The 17,984-nt window shown below is 47.4% G+C and carries 16 protein-coding genes; 2 read left to right on the top strand and 14 right to left on the bottom strand.

Features of this window, described 5'->3' with window-relative positions; translation table 11 throughout:
• Window positions 1-346: 346 nt before the first annotated feature.
• Window positions 347-1,684 carry an ATP-binding protein gene (locus ACTQY5_RS07400; RefSeq protein ID WP_441369048.1) on the top strand — a complete coding sequence of 446 codons (1,338 nt, stop codon included), beginning with the start codon at window positions 347-349 and terminating at the stop codon, window positions 1,682-1,684.
• 570 nt (window positions 1,685-2,254) lie between these two features.
• On the opposite strand, the gene pdxA is transcribed toward ACTQY5_RS07400, so the two are convergent.
• The 5 genes from pdxA to ACTQY5_RS07375 all read right to left on the bottom strand — a co-directional run bounded on the left by pdxA (window position 2,255) and on the right by ACTQY5_RS07375 (window position 7,179).
• Window positions 2,255-3,337: a 4-hydroxythreonine-4-phosphate dehydrogenase PdxA gene (pdxA, locus tag ACTQY5_RS07395; RefSeq protein WP_441369015.1), complete on the bottom strand. Its 1,083-nt coding sequence runs from the start codon at window positions 3,335-3,337 to the stop codon at window positions 2,255-2,257.
• A gap of 18 nt (window positions 3,338-3,355) precedes the next feature.
• On the bottom strand, window positions 3,356-4,600 hold the full coding sequence (locus ACTQY5_RS07390) for a four-carbon acid sugar kinase family protein (protein ID WP_441369014.1): 1,245 nt from the start codon (window positions 4,598-4,600) through the stop codon (window positions 3,356-3,358).
• A gap of 124 nt (window positions 4,601-4,724) precedes the next feature.
• Entirely contained in the window at window positions 4,725-5,681 is a 957-nt protein-coding gene (locus ACTQY5_RS07385) for a 2-keto-3-deoxygluconate permease (RefSeq protein ID WP_441369013.1), read from the bottom strand.
• A gap of 32 nt (window positions 5,682-5,713) precedes the next feature.
• Complete coding sequence (locus tag ACTQY5_RS07380) at window positions 5,714-6,880, bottom strand: UxaA family hydrolase (RefSeq protein ID WP_441369012.1); 1,167 nt, start codon at window positions 6,878-6,880, stop codon at window positions 5,714-5,716.
• 20 nt (window positions 6,881-6,900) lie between these two features.
• A complete protein-coding gene (locus ACTQY5_RS07375) occupies window positions 6,901-7,179 on the bottom strand; it encodes a UxaA family hydrolase (protein WP_441369011.1) in 279 nt (92 codons plus the stop codon).
• Between the two features lie 184 nt (window positions 7,180-7,363).
• On the opposite strand from ACTQY5_RS07375, the gene ACTQY5_RS07370 reads away from it, so the two are divergent.
• On the top strand, window positions 7,364-9,145 hold the full coding sequence (locus ACTQY5_RS07370; protein WP_302575763.1) for a sigma-54-dependent Fis family transcriptional regulator: 1,782 nt from the start codon (window positions 7,364-7,366) through the stop codon (window positions 9,143-9,145).
• 178 nt (window positions 9,146-9,323) lie between these two features.
• Here the strand turns inward: ACTQY5_RS07370 and citF are convergent, their stop codons facing one another.
• The 9 genes from citF to ACTQY5_RS07325 form a co-directional block, all read right to left on the bottom strand.
• Complete coding sequence (gene citF / locus ACTQY5_RS07365; protein ID WP_441369010.1) at window positions 9,324-10,859, bottom strand: citrate lyase subunit alpha; 1,536 nt, start codon at window positions 10,857-10,859, stop codon at window positions 9,324-9,326.
• A 3-nt stretch (window positions 10,860-10,862) separates the two neighbouring features.
• Window positions 10,863-11,738: an HpcH/HpaI aldolase/citrate lyase family protein gene (locus tag ACTQY5_RS07360; protein ID WP_276693108.1), complete on the bottom strand. Its 876-nt coding sequence runs from the start codon at window positions 11,736-11,738 to the stop codon at window positions 10,863-10,865.
• The gene (locus tag ACTQY5_RS07355; RefSeq protein WP_297863019.1) at window positions 11,735-12,022 is read right to left on the bottom strand and encodes a citrate lyase subunit gamma; all 288 of its coding nucleotides are present in this window, start codon (window positions 12,020-12,022) and stop codon (window positions 11,735-11,737) included. Before ACTQY5_RS07355 ends, ACTQY5_RS07360 begins: the two co-directional genes overlap by 4 nt.
• Window positions 12,023-12,061: 39 nt before the next feature.
• Window positions 12,062-12,289 carry a hypothetical protein gene (locus ACTQY5_RS07350; protein ID WP_441369009.1) on the bottom strand — a complete coding sequence of 76 codons (228 nt, stop codon included), beginning with the start codon at window positions 12,287-12,289 and terminating at the stop codon, window positions 12,062-12,064.
• A 12-nt stretch (window positions 12,290-12,301) separates the two neighbouring features.
• Complete coding sequence (locus tag ACTQY5_RS07345; RefSeq protein WP_441369008.1) at window positions 12,302-13,690, bottom strand: TRAP transporter large permease subunit; 1,389 nt, start codon at window positions 13,688-13,690, stop codon at window positions 12,302-12,304.
• Window positions 13,691-13,876: 186 nt separating this feature from the next.
• Window positions 13,877-14,779 (bottom strand): LysR family transcriptional regulator, encoded by a 903-nt coding sequence (locus ACTQY5_RS07340; protein ID WP_441369007.1) that lies wholly within the window; start codon window positions 14,777-14,779, stop codon window positions 13,877-13,879.
• Window positions 14,780-15,129: 350 nt separating this feature from the next.
• Entirely contained in the window at window positions 15,130-16,071 is a 942-nt protein-coding gene (locus ACTQY5_RS07335; RefSeq protein WP_441369006.1) for a LysR family transcriptional regulator, read from the bottom strand.
• Window positions 16,072-16,181: 110 nt separating this feature from the next.
• Window positions 16,182-17,471, bottom strand: a complete 1,290-nt coding sequence (locus tag ACTQY5_RS07330; RefSeq protein ID WP_317423293.1) for a TRAP transporter large permease — start codon at window positions 17,469-17,471, stop codon at window positions 16,182-16,184.
• A 21-nt stretch (window positions 17,472-17,492) separates the two neighbouring features.
• A complete protein-coding gene (locus ACTQY5_RS07325; RefSeq protein WP_302575777.1) occupies window positions 17,493-17,969 on the bottom strand; it encodes a TRAP transporter small permease in 477 nt (158 codons plus the stop codon).
• Window positions 17,970-17,984: the final 15 nt, after the last annotated feature.

Genomic DNA, 17,984 nt, shown 5'->3' with positions numbered 1-17,984 from the left:
TCGCTGTCCAGGAACCGGCTAACAACGGTTTCCTTATGAAGCCTCTCCCCTGAATGACAAAAGAGGACCGCCCATACAGCCGGCCCTCTTTTGCCGTCACAACGGCATCCCCGTCCAATCGGTCGAACAAACAACACTCGACCCCAACGCCGTAGGGGCGTGCCAAAGGCCCGCCCGTCCCGGCCTGGGGGTTTTAACCCTTCAAAAAAACCGGCCGGTGTGAGACTGGAAAGGGGCTCTGCCGCTTTCCACCGTGCACTCCTCCCTATTTTTAATAATTTTGTGATATAATCATCTAAAATACCATGATTTTTGTGATTTTTAGAGAAGAAAGGGCGTGATTTTTGTGAACCGGCTTACCCGGAAAATCGATTCCTTCCTGGTCCAATGGAAGAATTCCCCCCATCACCTTCCTCTCATCATCAAAGGAGCCCGGCAGGTGGGAAAAACGGAAGCCATCAAGAATTTTGCCCGCACCCATTACACACACCTGGTGGAAATCAACTTTGTCCTCCAGAAAGAATACCGGCACATCTTTGATGACGGATTCGATGTGGACCGGATCCTTCAGAACATCACCTTCCTGGACCCCAGACTGCAGCTGGAACCCCATGAAACCCTGATTTTTTTCGACGAACTCCAGGCCTGTCCCAACTGTGCCACCAGTCTCAAGGCCTTCCAGCTGGACGGCCGCTATGATGTGATCTGTTCCGGATCCCTTATGGGCATCAGTTATCAGGAAATCGAATCCAACAGTGTGGGCTATAAGGAAGACCGGACCCTGTATCCGCTGGATTTCGAAGAATTTCTCTGGGCCAGAGGCTACACTCCGGAACAGGTGGACCTTTTTTATCAGCATCTGCTGGAAACCCGGCCCCTTTCCAGGCTGGAAATGGACGTGCTGCAAAAAAACTTCCAGGACTATCTGGTGCTGGGAGGCATGCCTGCAGTAGTCTGGCGGTTCATCCAGCAGAACAATTTCAGCGGCACTCTCCAGCTCCAGCAACAGCTGCTCCTGGACTATGAAGAGGACATCACCAAATATGCCGGCGGCCTGGACAAAGGAAAAATCCTGAATGTCTACCGGAAAATCCCTGTATTTCTGGGAAAGGAAAACAAAAAATTCCAGATTTCCAAAGTGGCCCACGGAGCCCGGAGCCGGGAATATCTGGGGGTAGTGGACTGGCTGTCCAACGCCGGCATCGTCAATGTCTGCTATTGCCTGGACCACCCGGAACTGCCTTTGAAAGGGAATTACAACCCAGACCAGTACAAGCTGTATTTTGCCGACACCGGTCTCCTGATCGCCTCTCTGGACGAAGAAGCCCAGCTGGATCTGCGCCGGAACCGTAACTTCGGCGTTTACAAAGGCGCTCTCTTTGAAAACATGGCCGCCCAGATGCTGGTCCAGCAGGGCTACGGCCTGTATTACTACAAAAACACCCAAGGCACCCTGGAAATGGACTTTTTCGTCCGGGATGCAGATTCCCTGATCCCCGTGGAGGTGAAAGCCACCGACGGCAGTACCCGCTCCCTGAACCGGCTTCTGGAAGATTCGAGCCATTATCCGGACATCCGGTACGGCATCAAACTCAGCACCGGAAACATCGGCTGGAACGGAAAATTCTACACCATACCTTATTTTCTCGGTTTCCTGCTGAAACGGTGGCTGAGGGAGAAATAAACGGGGGGCTGTTGCATGTGTGAGATTTAAGCTGACCCCCAATTGTTAGACCATAAATCTAACAATTGGGGGTCAGTTTTTTATGGCAAAACACAGCGCAGCCGATGGTCGACATCAGTGTGGAACATGTCCAGGAGTTAGAGGATGAAAATCTTAAACTCCGTATAGAGAATGCTTTTTTTAAAGAACTGAGAAGACTGCGTTTAGAGGACGAAGCAAAAATGAGAGAGTTGCGAAAATCATCTCCAGTCTCCGAGGATCATTCAAACTGAAAGACCTTCTCTCCTATACGCAAATGCCCAAAGCGACCTATATGTACTGGCAGAAACGGTTTGATCGCGTGAATCCAGACCAGGAAGTAGAGGACAAAATACAGGAAATCCGCAGCCAGCATAAAGATTATGGGTATCGGCGCATGACCGGTGACTGGGCTGGAAAAGTCCTGTTCAATACAGGCTTCCTTTGCAGGCAGCATAAAAAAGTAACGAGACAGTAAAAACCATCTCGTTACTAAGGTCTAACTTTTTGGGGTCACATCAAATCTCACACATGCAACAGCCCCTTTCCTTCTCATTCCCGATTCTTCGCCAGCTGGATGGCATAGGAAATGGCGTTCTTCAGGCTCAGTTCGTTGGCTCCGCCATTGCCGGCATGGCCGAAGCCGGTGCCGTGGTCCACGCTGGCCCGGATGATGGGCAGACCCAGGGTGATGTTTACCCCGGCCACTGCATCCCAATGACCCAGTTCATGGTTGTACACGAACCCTTTGACCTTCAGGGGGATATGGCCCTGGTCATGATACATGCAGACTACGATGTCGTACCAGCCGCCCAGTGCCTTGGAAAAAACCGTATCCGGCGGGGTGGGTTTCTTATCGGGGATGCAGATGCCTTCTGCCATGGCTTCATCGATAGCCGGCTGGATCTCTTCGATTTCTTCCCGTCCGAAGAGTCCGCCTTCTCCGCAGTGGGGATTCAGCCCGGCTACGGCGATTTTGGGCTGCTTGATGCCCAGAGCCTTGCAGCCGGCGTTGGCAATCCGGATGACTTCCAGGACCCGGGGCTTCTTCACCCGTTCAATGGCTTCCCGGAGAGACACATGGGTGGAGACGTGGACCACCCGGAGATTTTCGTGAGCCAGCATCATGGTATAGTGTTCCGTATGGGTGTATTCCGCATAGATTTCCGTGTGTCCGGAATAATGATGCCCGGCCATATTGATGGCTTCTTTGCTCAGGGCATTGGTCACGGTGGCATCCACCTGTTTCTTCATGGCCAGATCGATGACCTTGATCACATACTGGAAAGCGGCTTCCCCGCCCAGGGCACAGGCACCGACGCCAAAGGGGGCTGGCTTCCCGTCTTTTTCGTTATGGGGGATCTGTTCCGGTTCCACCAGGCCCAGGTCGATCAAATCGATGGTCCCGTACTGGAACAGTGCTTCTTTGACTTCCTGGATCGGATGCAGCTGGAGATCAATCCCAGATACCTTCCGGGCCACCTCCAGGGCATATGCCATGCAAGAAGCATCGCCCACCACCAGAGGTCGACAGGTCTCATACAATTTCGGGTCATGGAGTGCCTTGACCGTGATTTCAGGACCATTTCCAAAGGGATCGCCCATGGTAATGGCTACAATCGGTTTGTTTTCCATTTCTTTTCCTCTTTTCTATCAACTAAGTTTTTCCAGCAGCTGGAGCAGCAGATCCGGAGAACCGAACCCGCCAGATTTGGAAATCAGGGGTTGCTTTTTCCCGTTGATTCGCACATAGGACAGGACGGTCCCGGTGAATAGTTCCTGGACCGGCTCGATTTCACAGATTTCCATTTCCCGCATGAATCCCATCAGGACGTCGCCCCCAGTCACCATCAGAGTCGCCTCCACGTCCTTTTCCAGAAGGGCTCGCAAGGCTTCTCCCATAGCGACGGGAATCTGGTGCCGGACATCCTCCAGGGTCCATCCCTGCTGCTGGGCATATTCATAAGCCGTGGTGCGGCCGGGGATATCATTGGTATCCAGGATGCACTTTTCGCCCCGTGCCAAATAGTCCGCCCACTCTTGTACCTGGGCTTGTCCTTTTTCTTTCGCCGTGAACCAATGGGGCGTCAGGCTTTCTTCCGGAGGAATGGGAAAATACTGGAAACGGCCGCTTTCCACGGCTTCTTTGACCTGTTCCCGGGTAATAGGGTTCACGCTGCCGCAGGCCATCAGGAAGGCTCCAGGCAGCTCCAGTGTCTCTGCCGGTTTGCTGCGGAGATCCATCAATTCCGACAGCACTGAGGCAAAGCCGGCGCAACCGGCCAGCAAAAACAATTTCCCCTTGGCTTGGAGTTCACGGCTCCGTTCCAGGATATCCGCATCGGTTTCCGCATCATAGATCTGGATTCCTGGAAGTTCTCCTGCTATTTCTTCCTTTTTCACGGATATCATGGGCAGTCCGCTGCCTTCTGAAAGGATTTCTGCCACTCGGGAGCACAAGACCGGATTGAAAGGGTCATTTCTGAAAACGCTTTCTCCTACTGGAATTCCATCAATATAATGGATTCCATTCTTTGTTGTCCTTTTTGTTTTGGGATAAGCTGGAATGAAATGCAGTTGCTCTGCTCCACTGGCCTCCAGGGCTGCCCCCAATTCTGCACCCACGTTGCCCCGGAGTGCCGAATCGGTTTTTTTGTAGATACAGGAAACCGAAAGTCCCACGGCCTGCCGGACGATTCCTTGGATCAGGGTTGCTGCGTCTTCCTGGGCAATATGCCGGGATTCCGTATCCACCACCAGAACCTGGACCTCTGGATCCACCTGCCGTAAATCATAATGGGGATCCAGGACCACTCGAGTAGCAGCTCCGGCCGCCACAAACTGGATTCCTGTATCCAGGGCTCCTGTAAGGTCATCCGCCAAGATCAATAAATCCATCGTCATCTCCTCTTTCTTTCCCGTTCTCTTCCCTATTTTAAAATTTTTTCTTCCCTTATGCAAATAGCAGAAGACAAAAGGTGCTGCATATGGACATGCAGCACCCCCAATGATTCATGATATCTCATTTATAGTTTTCCGGATGAGCCTGCACTTCTTTCTTATGCAGGAAAGTTACCAGAAGAGGGCACAGGATAGCAGTGGTAATAATGGCCGCAGAAACCTGAACTGTAGCCGCATCGCTAAGAGCTTTAGAAATAACCCCTGCTGCCGCCACTGCTGCCGGAGTACTGGCCGCATTCCCTGCGGTGGTCCCGATGGCAGCCCCTACTTCCGGATGTTTGTATTTCATTACTTTGTACATCGCATATCCGGCAAGACCCGTGGTAACCGTGGAAGCAACTCCCAGCAGGACCCCGGAAGGGCCTGCGCTTACAATGGAAGTCAGAGTCAGCCCGGCACCCAGAGGGAAGGCAAAGAAAGGAATCAGCAGAGTAGTCCCCGGTTCACAGAATTTCTTGATTTCCGGATCCAGATTCCCCAATACGCAGCCTACCACAATGGGGATGACACAGCCGATGAGTACTTCAACAGGTACCCCATATCCGGCAGCTCCCAGAGCCAACAGCGTGAAGAAAGGCCCATCATTGATGGACAGGACAGATACCGCCCCAACATCCGTGGCATCACCATATTCCCCAGCCAGAGCCGCATACAGTCCCCCGTTGGAGTTAGCGATGGCAGCAATGATGGCGATAGGTGCTAAACCGAAAATTCCCGCTTCCCCAAAGGTATAGCTGACGGCAATCCCGATTCCCATGCCCACCAAGACCTTCACGGCGGTGAGCAGGACCCCTTTGGTCAGCGTCGTTCCGGCCTGCTTCACATCAATGGTGGTACCGTTGCAAAACAGGAAGGCTGCCAGGAGGGGCATAGCACCCGTTTTCCAGAGATGAGTGGTAAAAGTTTCTTTGAAAATAACCCAGAACTGCGGAGCCAGGGTATTGACCAAAGCGCCAAGCAGCAACGGAACAATCATCAGTCCCCCTGGACATTTCTTTACGGTCTGCAAGATTTTCATAATATCCTCCTAAAAGCCAGCTTCATTTCAGATTAGAAGGTACCAGAAACTTTGTAAATGCCAAATTCCCGATGGCCCAGAGCTTCTGCCTTCGTAAACTTCCCGTTGCAGACTTCCACCAGCAGCTGGAAGGTTTCTTCACCGATATCTTTAATAGTAGCCCCTTCAGTAATGATTTTACCGGCGTTTACATCAATATTGTCCGGCATATTGTTGAAAGTATCCGTATTTCCGGTAATTTTGATAACAGGAGCAATGGGGCTACCAGTAGGCGTTCCCCGTCCGGTGGAAAACACAATAGCAGTGGCGCCGCCGGCTACCATACCGGTGATGGAATCAATATCCTGGCCAGGGGTATCCATGAAATACAGGCCTTTTTTATCCAGAGGCAGGGGTTCGGAATATTCCAGGGCGCCCTGGAACGGTGCCGTATTCCCGGCTTTGTACATGCAGCCCAGAGATTTTTCTTCGATGGTGGACAGTCCGCCTGCTTTGTTCCCGGGAGTGGGTTGGCCAGTACGCAGGTCTTCGCCCAGCTTCAAGGCCCGTTCTTCCACATTGTGGACCATGGTCAGGAATTTTTCCCGCTGAGTCGGGTCACCGAACCGTTGAGCCAGGATATGTTCTGCCCCGATGACTTCCGTGGTCTCGCTGAGGATACTGCTGCCGCCCAGAGAAACCAGTTTATCGGATACATAACCAATGGTGGGATTGGAAGCCAGTCCGCTGGTAGGATCGGATCCGCCGCATTCCATCCCCAGGATGAGTTCGCTGATATCCCCTTCCGTCCGGACTTCCGTAGACAGTTTGGCAGCCATAGCGCAGGCAATTTCGCCGCCTCTGGCAATGGCTTTCAGGGTACCGCCGCAGCCCTGGATGGTGATTGCTTCCACCGGTTTGCCGGTCACAGCAATCCGCTGAGCCAGTTCGGCAGCCTGGATCCCGTCACAGCCCAGACCTACAACCAGTACAGCCCCTACATTGGCATTCTTCCCGAAGCCTTCCAGGGTCCGTTCCGTCTGTTCCTGGTCAGAACCGATTTGGCAGCAGCCGTGCTGGTTCGGCACTGCAATGGCTCCCGGTACCTGAGCCGCGATTTTTTCTGCGGTATCCGTTGCGCACACAGATGTGGGCAGAATCAGCAGATGATTCCGTACGCCAAAAGTTCCGTTTTCCCGTCTGTATCCCAAAATTTTCATGTCCATTCCTCCTGTAAACCTTATGCCTTTAGATCCCCACGGCCGCGGGTACTTGCCAGATTATGCACATGGACGTAATCGCCAGGATGCAGATCCTCCAGAGCTTCCCCGATAATCTGACCATATTTGTAGCAATATCCTCCTTTGGGAATATCAGCCACGGACATTTTGTGGAACTTGGGAATATCACTGGTTGCAATATAGGTTTTTCCTTCAAACTCGATTTTCTCGCCCTTTTTGATGGGACGCAGACAAGTTACCAAATTGTCTTTGCTGTTTACATGAATGACCGCATTCATCTTTAAACCCTCCTCTGGCATTGTTCAATGCCCCCTTAAGATGACTTCATTGTATCCAATATCCAGCAGACAGACAATGCTGTTTTTTCTGATAATTGTTTATATCTGAAACGCTTTTATTATTTTTAATTTTATTGTAATTTTTATATTAAATCGTTAAAATATGAAACAGGAGTGTGAGAGTATGAACCGGAAATTCAAAATTTTAGCAGTGGCCCCCTACGAAAGTCTGAAGGGAGTCCTGCTGCAGACAGCCAAAGAATATCCCCAGCTGGACATAACAGTGGAAGTGGGCCCCATCTACGAAGGGTTGAAAAGACTTCAGAAATATGACCTAAGCCAGTTCGATGCCATCCTGTCCCGGGGCGGAACTAAAATGGAAATCGAAAAGCATACCACCCTGCCCGTTTTTGAGATTCCCATCTCCTACTTTGACTTATTGAATATAATCAAGCTGGTGGAACATTACCAGGGAAAAATCGCCATCCTGACCTATGAAAACATTGCCCATGCGGCTAAAGTTCTCTGCAATCTGCTGCATTTTCCTTATAACATCTTCATTATCAACGCCTGGCATAATGCCAAGGAAAAAGTTCAGCAGCTGAAAGATCAGGGTTATACCCTGATCATCGGCGATGCGGTTTCCGTAATCCATGCGGAAAAACTGGGTATCCAAAGTATCTTGCTGACTTCCAGTGCCGCCAGCGTCCGGGACGCTTTCGACCAAATCCTTAAAGTCTGCTCCTATATGGAACCCTTTCAGATTGATGTCAGCCTGTTCCATCACTACTGTCAAAGCCATCAGGAAAACATTCTCTATTTCGACTGCCAGAAAAAGCTCTTGTATACAGAAGGAGACGCGGACGAGCAACCTCTCCAAACCTTTTGTGCTCACCAGATTCCCGTTCTGGAAAAAAATCAAACAATACTTACCCAGAAACAATGGCAGGGCAATTTCCTTGAAATCCGAGGGAACCGTTTTCTGGTCCGTAAGCTCCCATATTATCTTTTCAGTATAAAAAAGCTTGCTTCTCTAAGACCAGGAGAAGAAAATACTCCCTACCTTTCGCTCTTTGAGCCCTCTACTCTCCGTCCTCTGCCCCAGCGGCTACCCAATATCCTGCAGTTGCTTTCCCCGGCAGCCTGGAAACGAGCCCTGCAGCTTGTTTCCAATGGTTTTAACTGCTGTCTTATCGGAGAAGCAGGAACGGACAGTGACAATTTAGCCTATGCCCTGTATGAAAAAAGTTCCAATACCACAGAACCATTGTACTGTATCAATTCTCTGCTGTTGAAGGAAAATGATATCCGCCAGCTCTGTATCAATTCCCATTCACCCCTTTTTCATCCCCATGCTGTCCTCTATTTCAGGAACCTGGCCCAGATGGATGACGCCTGTTTCCGATATCTGGTAGAGGAACTCAGCATTGCATCCTATGAAAGCACCGCCAGTCTCTATTTTTCCTTTGAAGGGACGAACCGTCAGGGAAATCTGGAATCACGGCATCAGCAACTGCAGGATCGGTTTCAGCTCCATACGATTCTGCTTCCTACGCTGCGGAATAAAGGAGACCAAATTCTAAATTATGCTCTTTTATATATCCAATCCCACAATCATGCGGAAGACACACACATTGCTGGCATGGAACCGGAAGCAATTGCCTTACTGTGTCAGTATAACTGGCCCCAGAACCTGAAGCAGCTGCAACGGGTGCTGCAAAAAGCTGTACTGTCCACGGACGCTCCCTGGATCACAGCCCGAACCATTCGTCTTGCGCTCCAGGAAGAACAGCGTTCATCCCTGCAGTTCCCCCAGTCCCAGTTGGACTTGGATCAGCCACTCCATCAAATTATCCAGCAGGTTGTAGCAAAAGTTCTGCAGGAAGAAAACAACAATCAGACAAAAGCCTCTAAACGTCTGGGCATTAGTCGAACAACCTTGTGGAGGCTAATGAAGGGGAACTGAAGAATATCTTTTTTCTCCTACTGCATCCCCTAACGGATTGGTTATAACGAGAAAAAATAAAAGCGGTTGTGAAAGTTTCCAGTAAAATAACTGGAAACTTTCACAACCATATGTTTTATCAGTAAATTCATCTACGTCTTAATCAGCCTGTAAAATACAGGAGCTGTAAAAACGGTCATTATAATTCATGGATCACATCAATGATGCTACCATCCCGGTATTCCACAACGCCACAGATTTTATCACTGAGTTCCAAAGGAGAGGCTTTACCAGAAAGTTTCACGGCCTTTTCCCGCAGAGCTTCAATGGAAGTAATCGGCAGGCCTTTGCCCTTCAAACATTCTGCAATATCCGGACGCCGAGGATTTACCGCAATACCATATTCTGTCACCAGTACATCTACACTTTCTCCAGGTGTAACTACAGTGGTCACATGATCCAGCAGCATGGGCAACCGACCCCGAAGAAGAGGCATAGTAATCAGAGTCATCTGAGCCCCTGCGGCAGCATCTGGATGTCCCCCAGGAGCACCCAGCAGTTTTCCGTAGGAGTCAGTCAGAACATTTACGTTAAAGTCCACATCGATTTCAGTGGCGCTAAGTACGGTAAAGTCCAGCATATTCACATAGGGACAGGCAGAAAAAGGATTGGCATAAGCAGAAGCAGAAATTTCATGATGTTTAATATCAGTCCGCAGGGAATCGATAGCCGTAAGATCAAAATCCTGAGGATCATAGAAAGTCTTAATCAGGCCTTCCTTCAGCATCTGTACATGGAATCCCGAAACTCCGCCTACACCGGCCGCTGCTGTATATCCCTTCTGCAGCATCTCCTGCCGGATATAGCCGGCCGTGGCAATGGCCATACCACCGCTGCCGAACTGGAATACCATATTGTCATGAAAATAAGGCGTTGCAGCAATGACCTGCGCAGCATAGTGTGAAATGATCAGTTCCGCCGGATTTTTACTGACTCGAATGGACCCGGTAGCTATACCTGCCGGATCCCCGATGGAATCCACAGTAGTTACGTAATCCACCTGGGTCTGGGGAATGCTCACATAATCCAGTGGGGTATCGGAAAGCCCGTCGGTGACGGCAATCACATGGTCCGCATACTCTGCATCGGGCATGGCATAGCCCAGGGACCCGCAGGCACTTTTGCCTTCCACACCGTTCAGATTGCCGAACCGGTCGCAGGCAGGGGCTGCAATGAAGGCGGCATCGATATGGAGCTCTCCTGTTTCAATGGCCCGGGCCCGTCCTCCGTGGGTACGGAAGATGGCCGGTTTCTTCAGGCCGCCTTTCTGGATGAAGCTACCCAGCTTGCTCCGGGCACCGCTGGTGTCCACGGCCGTGATTACACCGCTTTCAAAATAGGGCAGCAGGCAGTCTTGAACTTTGCTCAGCGAAGAGGCAGAGAGGGTCAAGTCTTTAATCCCTTTTTTGGCAATGGCGTCCACCACATACAGCATGACTGCATCTCCGTTCCGCAGGCAGTGATGGAAAGAGATGGTCATCCCGTCTTTCAGCCCAATGGCATCCAGGATGTAGTCCAGGCTTTTCACTTTATCCGTACCAGGACGGAAAAATTTGACCGGGCGAGGTGCCATCCGGAAGCCTTCCGGATGGGCACTGTAGGCACCGGAAAAGGCATGTTTTGTTTCCCATCCAGGAACTTTTCGGATTTGTTCCATATATTTTTCATCAACCATGGATCAGATCTCCTTTCCGGCCGCTTTGGCATAGGCCAGTACGTCCTTGGCACGGGTCACGATGGGCATATCTATCATCTTCCCGTCCAGGGCAATGACACCGGAAGCGTTGGCCATGGCTTCTTCATAGACAGCTACCACCTTTTTAGCATGTTCGATTTCCTTATCAGTGGGAGTATAGACTTCATGGACCAACCCGATTTGGGTGGGGTGGATCACGGATTTACAGGTGAAGCCCAGCATTTTCCCAAAGGCTACGTCTTTCTTGAAACCTTCCGGGTCCTTGAAATTGCTGTTCACGTAATCCATGGGGATGACCTTGGCAGCATGGGCACAAAGGGAAATCTGGTTCCGGGCAAAAAGGATCTCTTCCGCATCTTCGCTGCGGGCCATCCGCATATCCGTGCGGAAATCCTCGGCCCCCAGGCCGATGGCAAAGACCCGGGGAGACGCTTTGGCAATCTGATAAGCATTATAAACGCCAAGAGCTGTCTCAATGGTACAGGCAATCTTCACAGTCCCTACCGGTATCTTGTTGGCCTGTTCTACTTCCGTAATCAGCGCATCCAGAGCCTGGACATTTTCCGCTGTCTCCGATTTGGGCAAGCGGAGAAAATCCGGTTTCAGGGGCACCAGCGCCCGGACATCGTCTTCATAATAGGGCGTATCCTGGCCGTTGATCCGGATCCCAATCCGGCAGTCCGGCCGATAGGTGGAAAGAAAACTGCAGACAAGATCTCTGGCGGCATCTTTTTCATTGACGGATACCGCATCTTCCAAATCGTAGATCAGGGCATCGGCTCCGTAGATTTCGCCTTTGGCGATTTTTCCAGGGGCATTCCCCGGAACAAAGAACATGGTCCTATATAAAGAGTTCATGCCGGTTCGCCTCCTTTTTGAGCCAGTGCCCGCTTCACAGCGGTGCGGACCCGTGCCTTGATAGCGAAGTCCCATGCTCCCAAATCATCAATCTGGATCTTTACGCCGCAGATCCCGAATTCGTCCAGGACCTGTTCCACATCCTCCTGGATGGCTTCTCCGAATTTTTTTTCCACTTTGCTGTGGATTTCCACTTCTCTGGCATCTCCGCCCAGTTCCAGCTGGACCATCAGGTCATGCTTGGCATCACTGCCTGCACGGACTGCGTTTGCAGAAAACTCCATCTGATAAGACCTCCTCTAAATCAAATTCAGCAATCAGTATCACTCAGCATGTTTCACATAGCTGAAAATAAATGCAGCAAACATACAGACACTTGAGGCATTAGAAGCCCAGGGATATAACGTTTTCCGTATCCACACCAACAAGCTCCCATTTCCGCTAAAAATGGCCATCGTCTGGATTAGCACAAGAGCAATTCCCACCAACATAAACAATGGCATCGTAATTTCAAATACCGTCATGCACAACGTTTTTAACGTTTTCTCCATCTCTCCATCACCTCACGCACCAATAACAGGGATGATCCTTGCCATAATCAATATCGCTAGAAACATGGTAGGCAGAACATAATAAACCATGATGGGACGGAAAATTTTAGAAGGATCCTCCAATCCCGAAATCCCACTGGCAATGTAAAGAGGTGCCGCATTGGGAGGGATTGCGCCTTCATTAGAAATCAAATTCAAGAAAGCAACACAGCATACGACAGGTGGCAGCCCAATGGCCCGTAAGGCTGCATATACGGCGGCTCCCAGCGCACTTGTAGTTGCAGTCCCTGAAAAGGGACCATCCATCATAGTAATCAGTACTGCAATAACGAGAATGACAAGGAGAGGTGAATAAGATCCCAGATGGGCAAAGATATTCTTGACTTCCTGGGTCATGCCCAATTGATTGAGAACCCCGGAAGCAGCGAATGCCGTGAAGAGCAGCATGCCAACATCTGCATATTTTCCTATGGATTCCTTGATCATTTTTCTCCATCCAGCGAAAGAATGAGGAAGATATTTCCATCCTTCAATCATGGTAAACAAAGACATCCAGATGGGAATCCAGAATACGATGGAAATAGATTTAAAAGCTTTCGGGAATGAACCATTCATGGCACTCTTTACCCACGCCCCAGTAGGTCCCATCGTAGCTGCCAAAGGAATCAGAACACCCAAGAAAATCAGCAGAGAAGAGCCATTTTCTTTCAAAGCCTGTCCAAAAGGTATGATTTTTTCAGCAGGAATGGGTTTCAATCCTGATTTTTTGGCAAAATAATAAATCACTACCAAGCGATAAGCCAGGATAATAAAACCAGCCCCCAGTAAGCCTACATATAATGTCCCCGGGGACAATTCTTTTTCAATACTTTCCATCCCCAACAGGAGCAGCATGGAGGTGGAAGGCGGAAAAATCATTCCCATCCCGGCATTGCCGGCACAAATCAAGGTAGCCTGTTCAACAGACCAACCGGTCTGCATCATCCATGGAATCGTTATGGAACCGATGGCTGCTGCATTTCCCGATCCGGAACCTGACACCATACCAAAAAGAGCAGAACCAATAGTGGACACATAGCCACTCCCTCCAGGCAGACGTCCAATCACACTGTTTAAGATATTGACCAAACGCATAATCACACCTGTTTTTTCCATCAGATAAGACATGAATACAAATGCCATTGCTGCATAAACAACTTCTGCATGGATTCCGTAAGAAAAACTTTTTACAAAGACCGACTGCAGTGAATGTTTTGAAAAAGCTCCCGCAATGGCTACAATAATGAGATATGACCACATCATCGCTTCAGAAGCTCGGCGTTTAAATCCTACATTGAGTATTAAGATAATTGCAACATACAAAACCAATGAGATAATTCCCAATCCAATCATGCCGCCCATTTACAATGCTCCTTTCATGAATCCTTTTCTGCCAGAACCGGTTCATCCTGTGCCTCTTACACTTCAAATATATCTGAATATTTTCAGTTTGTATAATGGAATAATTGGATGACCATCATAACCAAAATGCATGGTAGGACTCACAAAAAAGCACCTTGCCAAAATCTTGCAAGGTGCTTTTATCAGTCATCCATTAAAGGGGATTTCTTTAGGCTGCAAAAAATCTTTAAATTCTCGTTCTTTTATAAACTCAATGAAATTCTTCAATAACGGTGTATTGATATTCTTTTTCTTAAATATCAGCCAAGTATGTCGTTGAATCGGAGAACCATTTTTATCTTTTAAAATCAGCTGATGGAGAAAAGGCGCATCCGTGAGCAGCACAGAAGGCAAAAGACCAAACCCAATGCCGCTGAACACCATTTCCCTGCAAAGATCCAGACTGTTGACCAACACTTCCGTATGGGGAGGGGTCTTGAAATTATTGTCCCACCATAAGTCCAGCATTTTCATATAATATGCATCCGTTGTATAAGCAACACGGCTCATATTTGCCAAGTCTGCCAACTGAAAAGGCTGAGTGGAGGCTGCTGCAATGAAATTTGTCGCCAGATGGATCCGTTGGCTCTCATCCCAGCCAAAATCATTCCGTAAAAAACCAAAATGGCATTTGTTGTTGTTCATCAACGAAACCACTTTGCTGGAGGGTGCCATGGTAATGGAAAATTTTACCTCAGGATAGCTTTTCTTAAATTCCTTGATCAACGTCGGGAAATAATATTCACAAATAATATTGGGCGCCGTCAATTTGATGATGCCAGCATTCCGGTTGTCAATGGCTGTAATCCTCGTTTTTAATTCATCATAATGGCGCAGTGCCTCATCCGCATATGCTGCTGTTTCCATACCGGTTGGCGTCAGTGCAATCCCTTTATTGGTACTCCGAATCAAATGTGTGTCCAACTCTTTTTCCAGTTGTTTGATTCTTTTTGTCAAAGCCGGCTGAGAAATGAACAATGCATTTGCCGTCTTGGTGATATTTTTGAACTCCGCCAAATACTTCAAAATCAGTAAATCTCTGTCATCCATATTTCCAAATCCTCACAAATCGATCTGCTTCTGTTTGCTATATTTCGATTGGGTTTCTCCATATTATATAAGCGTTTAGTATATCAAAGTCCCACTTTTTCCAATTTTTTCCATAGGGAGTTCCCGTTGCAAAAGGAATTCCATCTCCTATTATAAAGAAAAGCAGCTTGTCTCTCAAGGAAGAGCTGCCTTAATTATGCATCAATAAGTTCTTGGCAAAGCCTTCATTGCAATACAACTATTTATTGCTTAGGCAGATTTTTCCAGCAATACTAGTAAAAACTTATTTATTTAAATGGTATTATATATTTTGGTGGATAAAGCGAAAAAGTATACATGCAATTATATATTTAATGCATAGGTGTCCCAATCTTCTCTTTCACCAATTCCATAAAGCGCACCACATAGGGAGGATATACTACTCTTTTATGAATAACCAAATCAATACTTAACTTTTCCCAGATATCTTTCAATGAAAATACCCTTAATTGAACATTTTTCCCAGCAAGACGGTTATTTTGATCTACGTATCCCAATAACATACGAGGACAAATAGCTGCACATTTTCCTGCTGAGCAAATATCAATTTGAGTTTCGCTATCACTGATATTATACTGTACGTTTAGCTGCACATGATGTGATGCTAAGTATTCCTGTATAACATGACTGACTTTCCCTGTCATGAAATTTGGCAACACAAAAGGAATTTTAATAAAATCTCTCAAGTCAGCAGTTCCTTTCATTGCATTCACCTGTTCAGGAGAAAAATATTGCTGCAATAGGTTCTCCGGCACCACCAGCATGATTTCATCATATGCAATTGTATGTATTTCCAAGTTATCATCAGGCGTTGTGTTAACTCCAATAAAAAGATCGATATTTCCCTGTCGCAATCGTTCTTCCAAAATTTGTGTATCTTCTTCATCAAAAGAAACGCGGACCAATGGAAATTCCCGCGAAAACTCTGGAAGAATCTGTGGTAATATAATGGGTGCCCTAGAGGTACTGATTCCTACTGTAAAATTTCCCATACTTCCCTTTGAATAAAAAGAAAGAGTTCTTTCCATATTTCTTTCCATAATTTTCATCTGTTGCAGGCTGCTGCGCATAATTTCACCTTCCGCAGTAAGATGAAAATCTGGTTTTCTTTGAAAAAGACTAATTTTATATTTTTCTTCCAGACGTCTGATATGATCACTGACCGCCTGCTGTGTTATAAAAAGCCGTCTGGCCGCCCTGGTAATACTCATTTCTTCACACACTGTCAAAAAAACTTCAAACCCTATTTTCATCAGATTTCTCCCATTCTTAACAGAATAATATGTCTTGTTTTCCATTATAGAAAAAAGCAGCTCATCTCACAAGGAAAAGCTGCTTTTTTCATACTTCTCATGAATAACTGTTAAATCTTAAATCCCATTAAACCCGGAAGCCAAGTAATAATACCTGGGATAAATGCAAATACAAACAGTAGCGCAATTTCGACCATTAAAAAGGGTAAGGATCCTCGAACAATCTGTTTAAAGTTAAGTCCTGAAATTGAAATGGCCGTAAACAGATTATATCCAAAAGGCGGAGTTACGAAGCCTACTACCAAACAAATACAGAACAGCATGCCAAGATGAAGTGGGCTGCATCCCAGTTTGATGCCAACAGGAATCATAATGGGTGCCAAGATAAGAGTTGCCGCAATGTTATCCATCAAGCAACCAACAATCAGCAGAATTACGACCAGTGCCAATAAGTAAATGGTACGGCTTCCCGCAACCATAGAAATAAAAGCTTGCGAAATTGTTATGCCAATTTGACTCTTGGATATAACCCAGGAAAACAAAGAAGCTGCTGCAATAATAAAATTCACCATTGTAGATGTCTTTAGAGAGGAAATGAGTATTTTGGGAAGATCTTTTACTTTTAATTCTCCCAAAGCAAATCCTAAAATCAACGCATAAACAATCCCAATTGCAGCTGATTCCGTCGGAGTGAAAATCCCACCATAAATACCTCCGAGAATTAAAACAGGTAATCCCAATGCACCTAAGGCTTTCCAGAACATCTTCAAACAGTAGGCCCCATCAAATTTTACAGTTCCGGCAAACTTCAATACCTCTGGATTCCGGTATGCAAAGATAACATTTACGATAGAAAGTGCTCCAGCAATCACTAAACCCGGTATAATCCCCGATACAAACATTGCAGGAATAGAAAGATTCATTGTTACACCGTATACAATCATGGGAATGGACGGAGGAATAATTGGGCCCAACGCTCCTGCAGAAGCGACCAATCCAGCACTTGTTTCTTTTGAATAACCAGCTTTCGTCATTGCCGGCAGCATGATCGATCCTATAGCTGCTACTGTAGCAGGCCCAGATCCAGTTAGAGCTGCAAAAATTGCACAGCTAAATACTGTAACCACACCCAAGCCTCCAGGTAGCCATCCCAACAGACTTTTTGCCCAATCCGTTAGCCGTCTGGAGATTCCGCCGAAGTCCATTAAATTTCCTACAAGAATAAACAATGGTACTGCAAGCAAAGTAAAAGAATTCATTCCATAGACCATACGCTGTGCCAAAACTGCTACATTCGTATCTGTGATTGCCAGATAGGCAACTCCGGAACTCATAATAGCGAAGGCAACAGGAACGCCTATCAGCATCAGTCCAAAAAGGACGATAAATACTATACTCATATTCAATCTCCCCCTTCTCTATTATTTCTCCCCATTCCAGACTATAATTATTTTCACCAAAGCCTGGATGATCAACAGAATCCCTCCAACAGCTACTGATGAGTTAATACACCACATGGGAACCGACATCGCTGTGCTCAAATTGGTTCGAGAAGCATAAGAAAGGTACGTGCCAGCATAGGTCATGAGTACCCCATCGATGAGGATTACTGCTTCAATGAACAAATCAGCACTCTTCCGCAATCCTCCATGCAGTAAATCTAAAATAGCCGTTACAGTTGCATGGCCTCCATTTCCAATAAGCAAGGAAGCTCCTATCATATGCATCCAAATAAAAGCATACCGTGCCAATTCTTCCGTCCAGGACAGAGAATGATTTAAGATAAATCTGCAGAACACCTGTAAGACACAGGCAAAGATAAGAACAACGAAACTAACGGCACCTACATGGCTTACAATTTTATTGATTCGATCTGATACTTTTACTAAATTTCCCATTGTGCTCTCCCCTTC

The organism is Acidaminococcus sp. HCP3S3_H5, from assembly GCF_052122235.1.
Lineage (GTDB): Bacteria > Bacillota > Negativicutes > Acidaminococcales > Acidaminococcaceae > Acidaminococcus.
This window is presented reverse-complemented; position numbering and strand designations above follow the sequence as displayed.

Bases quoted from the DNA above. Each gene is read 5' to 3' on its own strand.
- pdxA (WP_441369015.1), bottom strand. From the start codon at position 3,337: ATGGAAAACAAACCGATTGTAGCCATTACCATGGGCGATCCCTTTGGA.
- ACTQY5_RS07390 (WP_441369014.1), bottom strand. From the start codon at position 4,600: ATGGATTTATTGATCTTGGCGGATGACCTTACAGGAGCCCTGGATACA.
- ACTQY5_RS07385 (WP_441369013.1), bottom strand. From the start codon at position 5,681: ATGAAAATCTTGCAGACCGTAAAGAAATGTCCAGGGGGACTGATGATT.
- ACTQY5_RS07380 (WP_441369012.1), bottom strand. From the start codon at position 6,880: ATGAAAATTTTGGGATACAGACGGGAAAACGGAACTTTTGGCGTACGG.
- ACTQY5_RS07375 (WP_441369011.1), bottom strand. From the start codon at position 7,179: ATGAATGCGGTCATTCATGTAAACAGCAAAGACAATTTGGTAACTTGT.
- ACTQY5_RS07370 (WP_302575763.1), top strand. From the start codon at position 7,364: ATGAACCGGAAATTCAAAATTTTAGCAGTGGCCCCCTACGAAAGTCTG.
- citF (WP_441369010.1), bottom strand. From the start codon at position 10,859: ATGGTTGATGAAAAATATATGGAACAAATCCGAAAAGTTCCTGGATGG.
- ACTQY5_RS07360 (WP_276693108.1), bottom strand. From the start codon at position 11,738: ATGAACTCTTTATATAGGACCATGTTCTTTGTTCCGGGGAATGCCCCT.
- ACTQY5_RS07355 (WP_297863019.1), bottom strand. From the start codon at position 12,022: ATGGAGTTTTCTGCAAACGCAGTCCGTGCAGGCAGTGATGCCAAGCAT.
- ACTQY5_RS07350 (WP_441369009.1), bottom strand. From the start codon at position 12,289: ATGGAGAAAACGTTAAAAACGTTGTGCATGACGGTATTTGAAATTACG.
- ACTQY5_RS07345 (WP_441369008.1), bottom strand. From the start codon at position 13,690: ATGGGCGGCATGATTGGATTGGGAATTATCTCATTGGTTTTGTATGTT.
- ACTQY5_RS07340 (WP_441369007.1), bottom strand. From the start codon at position 14,779: ATGGATGACAGAGATTTACTGATTTTGAAGTATTTGGCGGAGTTCAAA.
- ACTQY5_RS07335 (WP_441369006.1), bottom strand. From the start codon at position 16,071: ATGAAAATAGGGTTTGAAGTTTTTTTGACAGTGTGTGAAGAAATGAGT.
- ACTQY5_RS07330 (WP_317423293.1), bottom strand. From the start codon at position 17,471: ATGAGTATAGTATTTATCGTCCTTTTTGGACTGATGCTGATAGGCGTT.
- ACTQY5_RS07325 (WP_302575777.1), bottom strand. From the start codon at position 17,969: ATGGGAAATTTAGTAAAAGTATCAGATCGAATCAATAAAATTGTAAGC.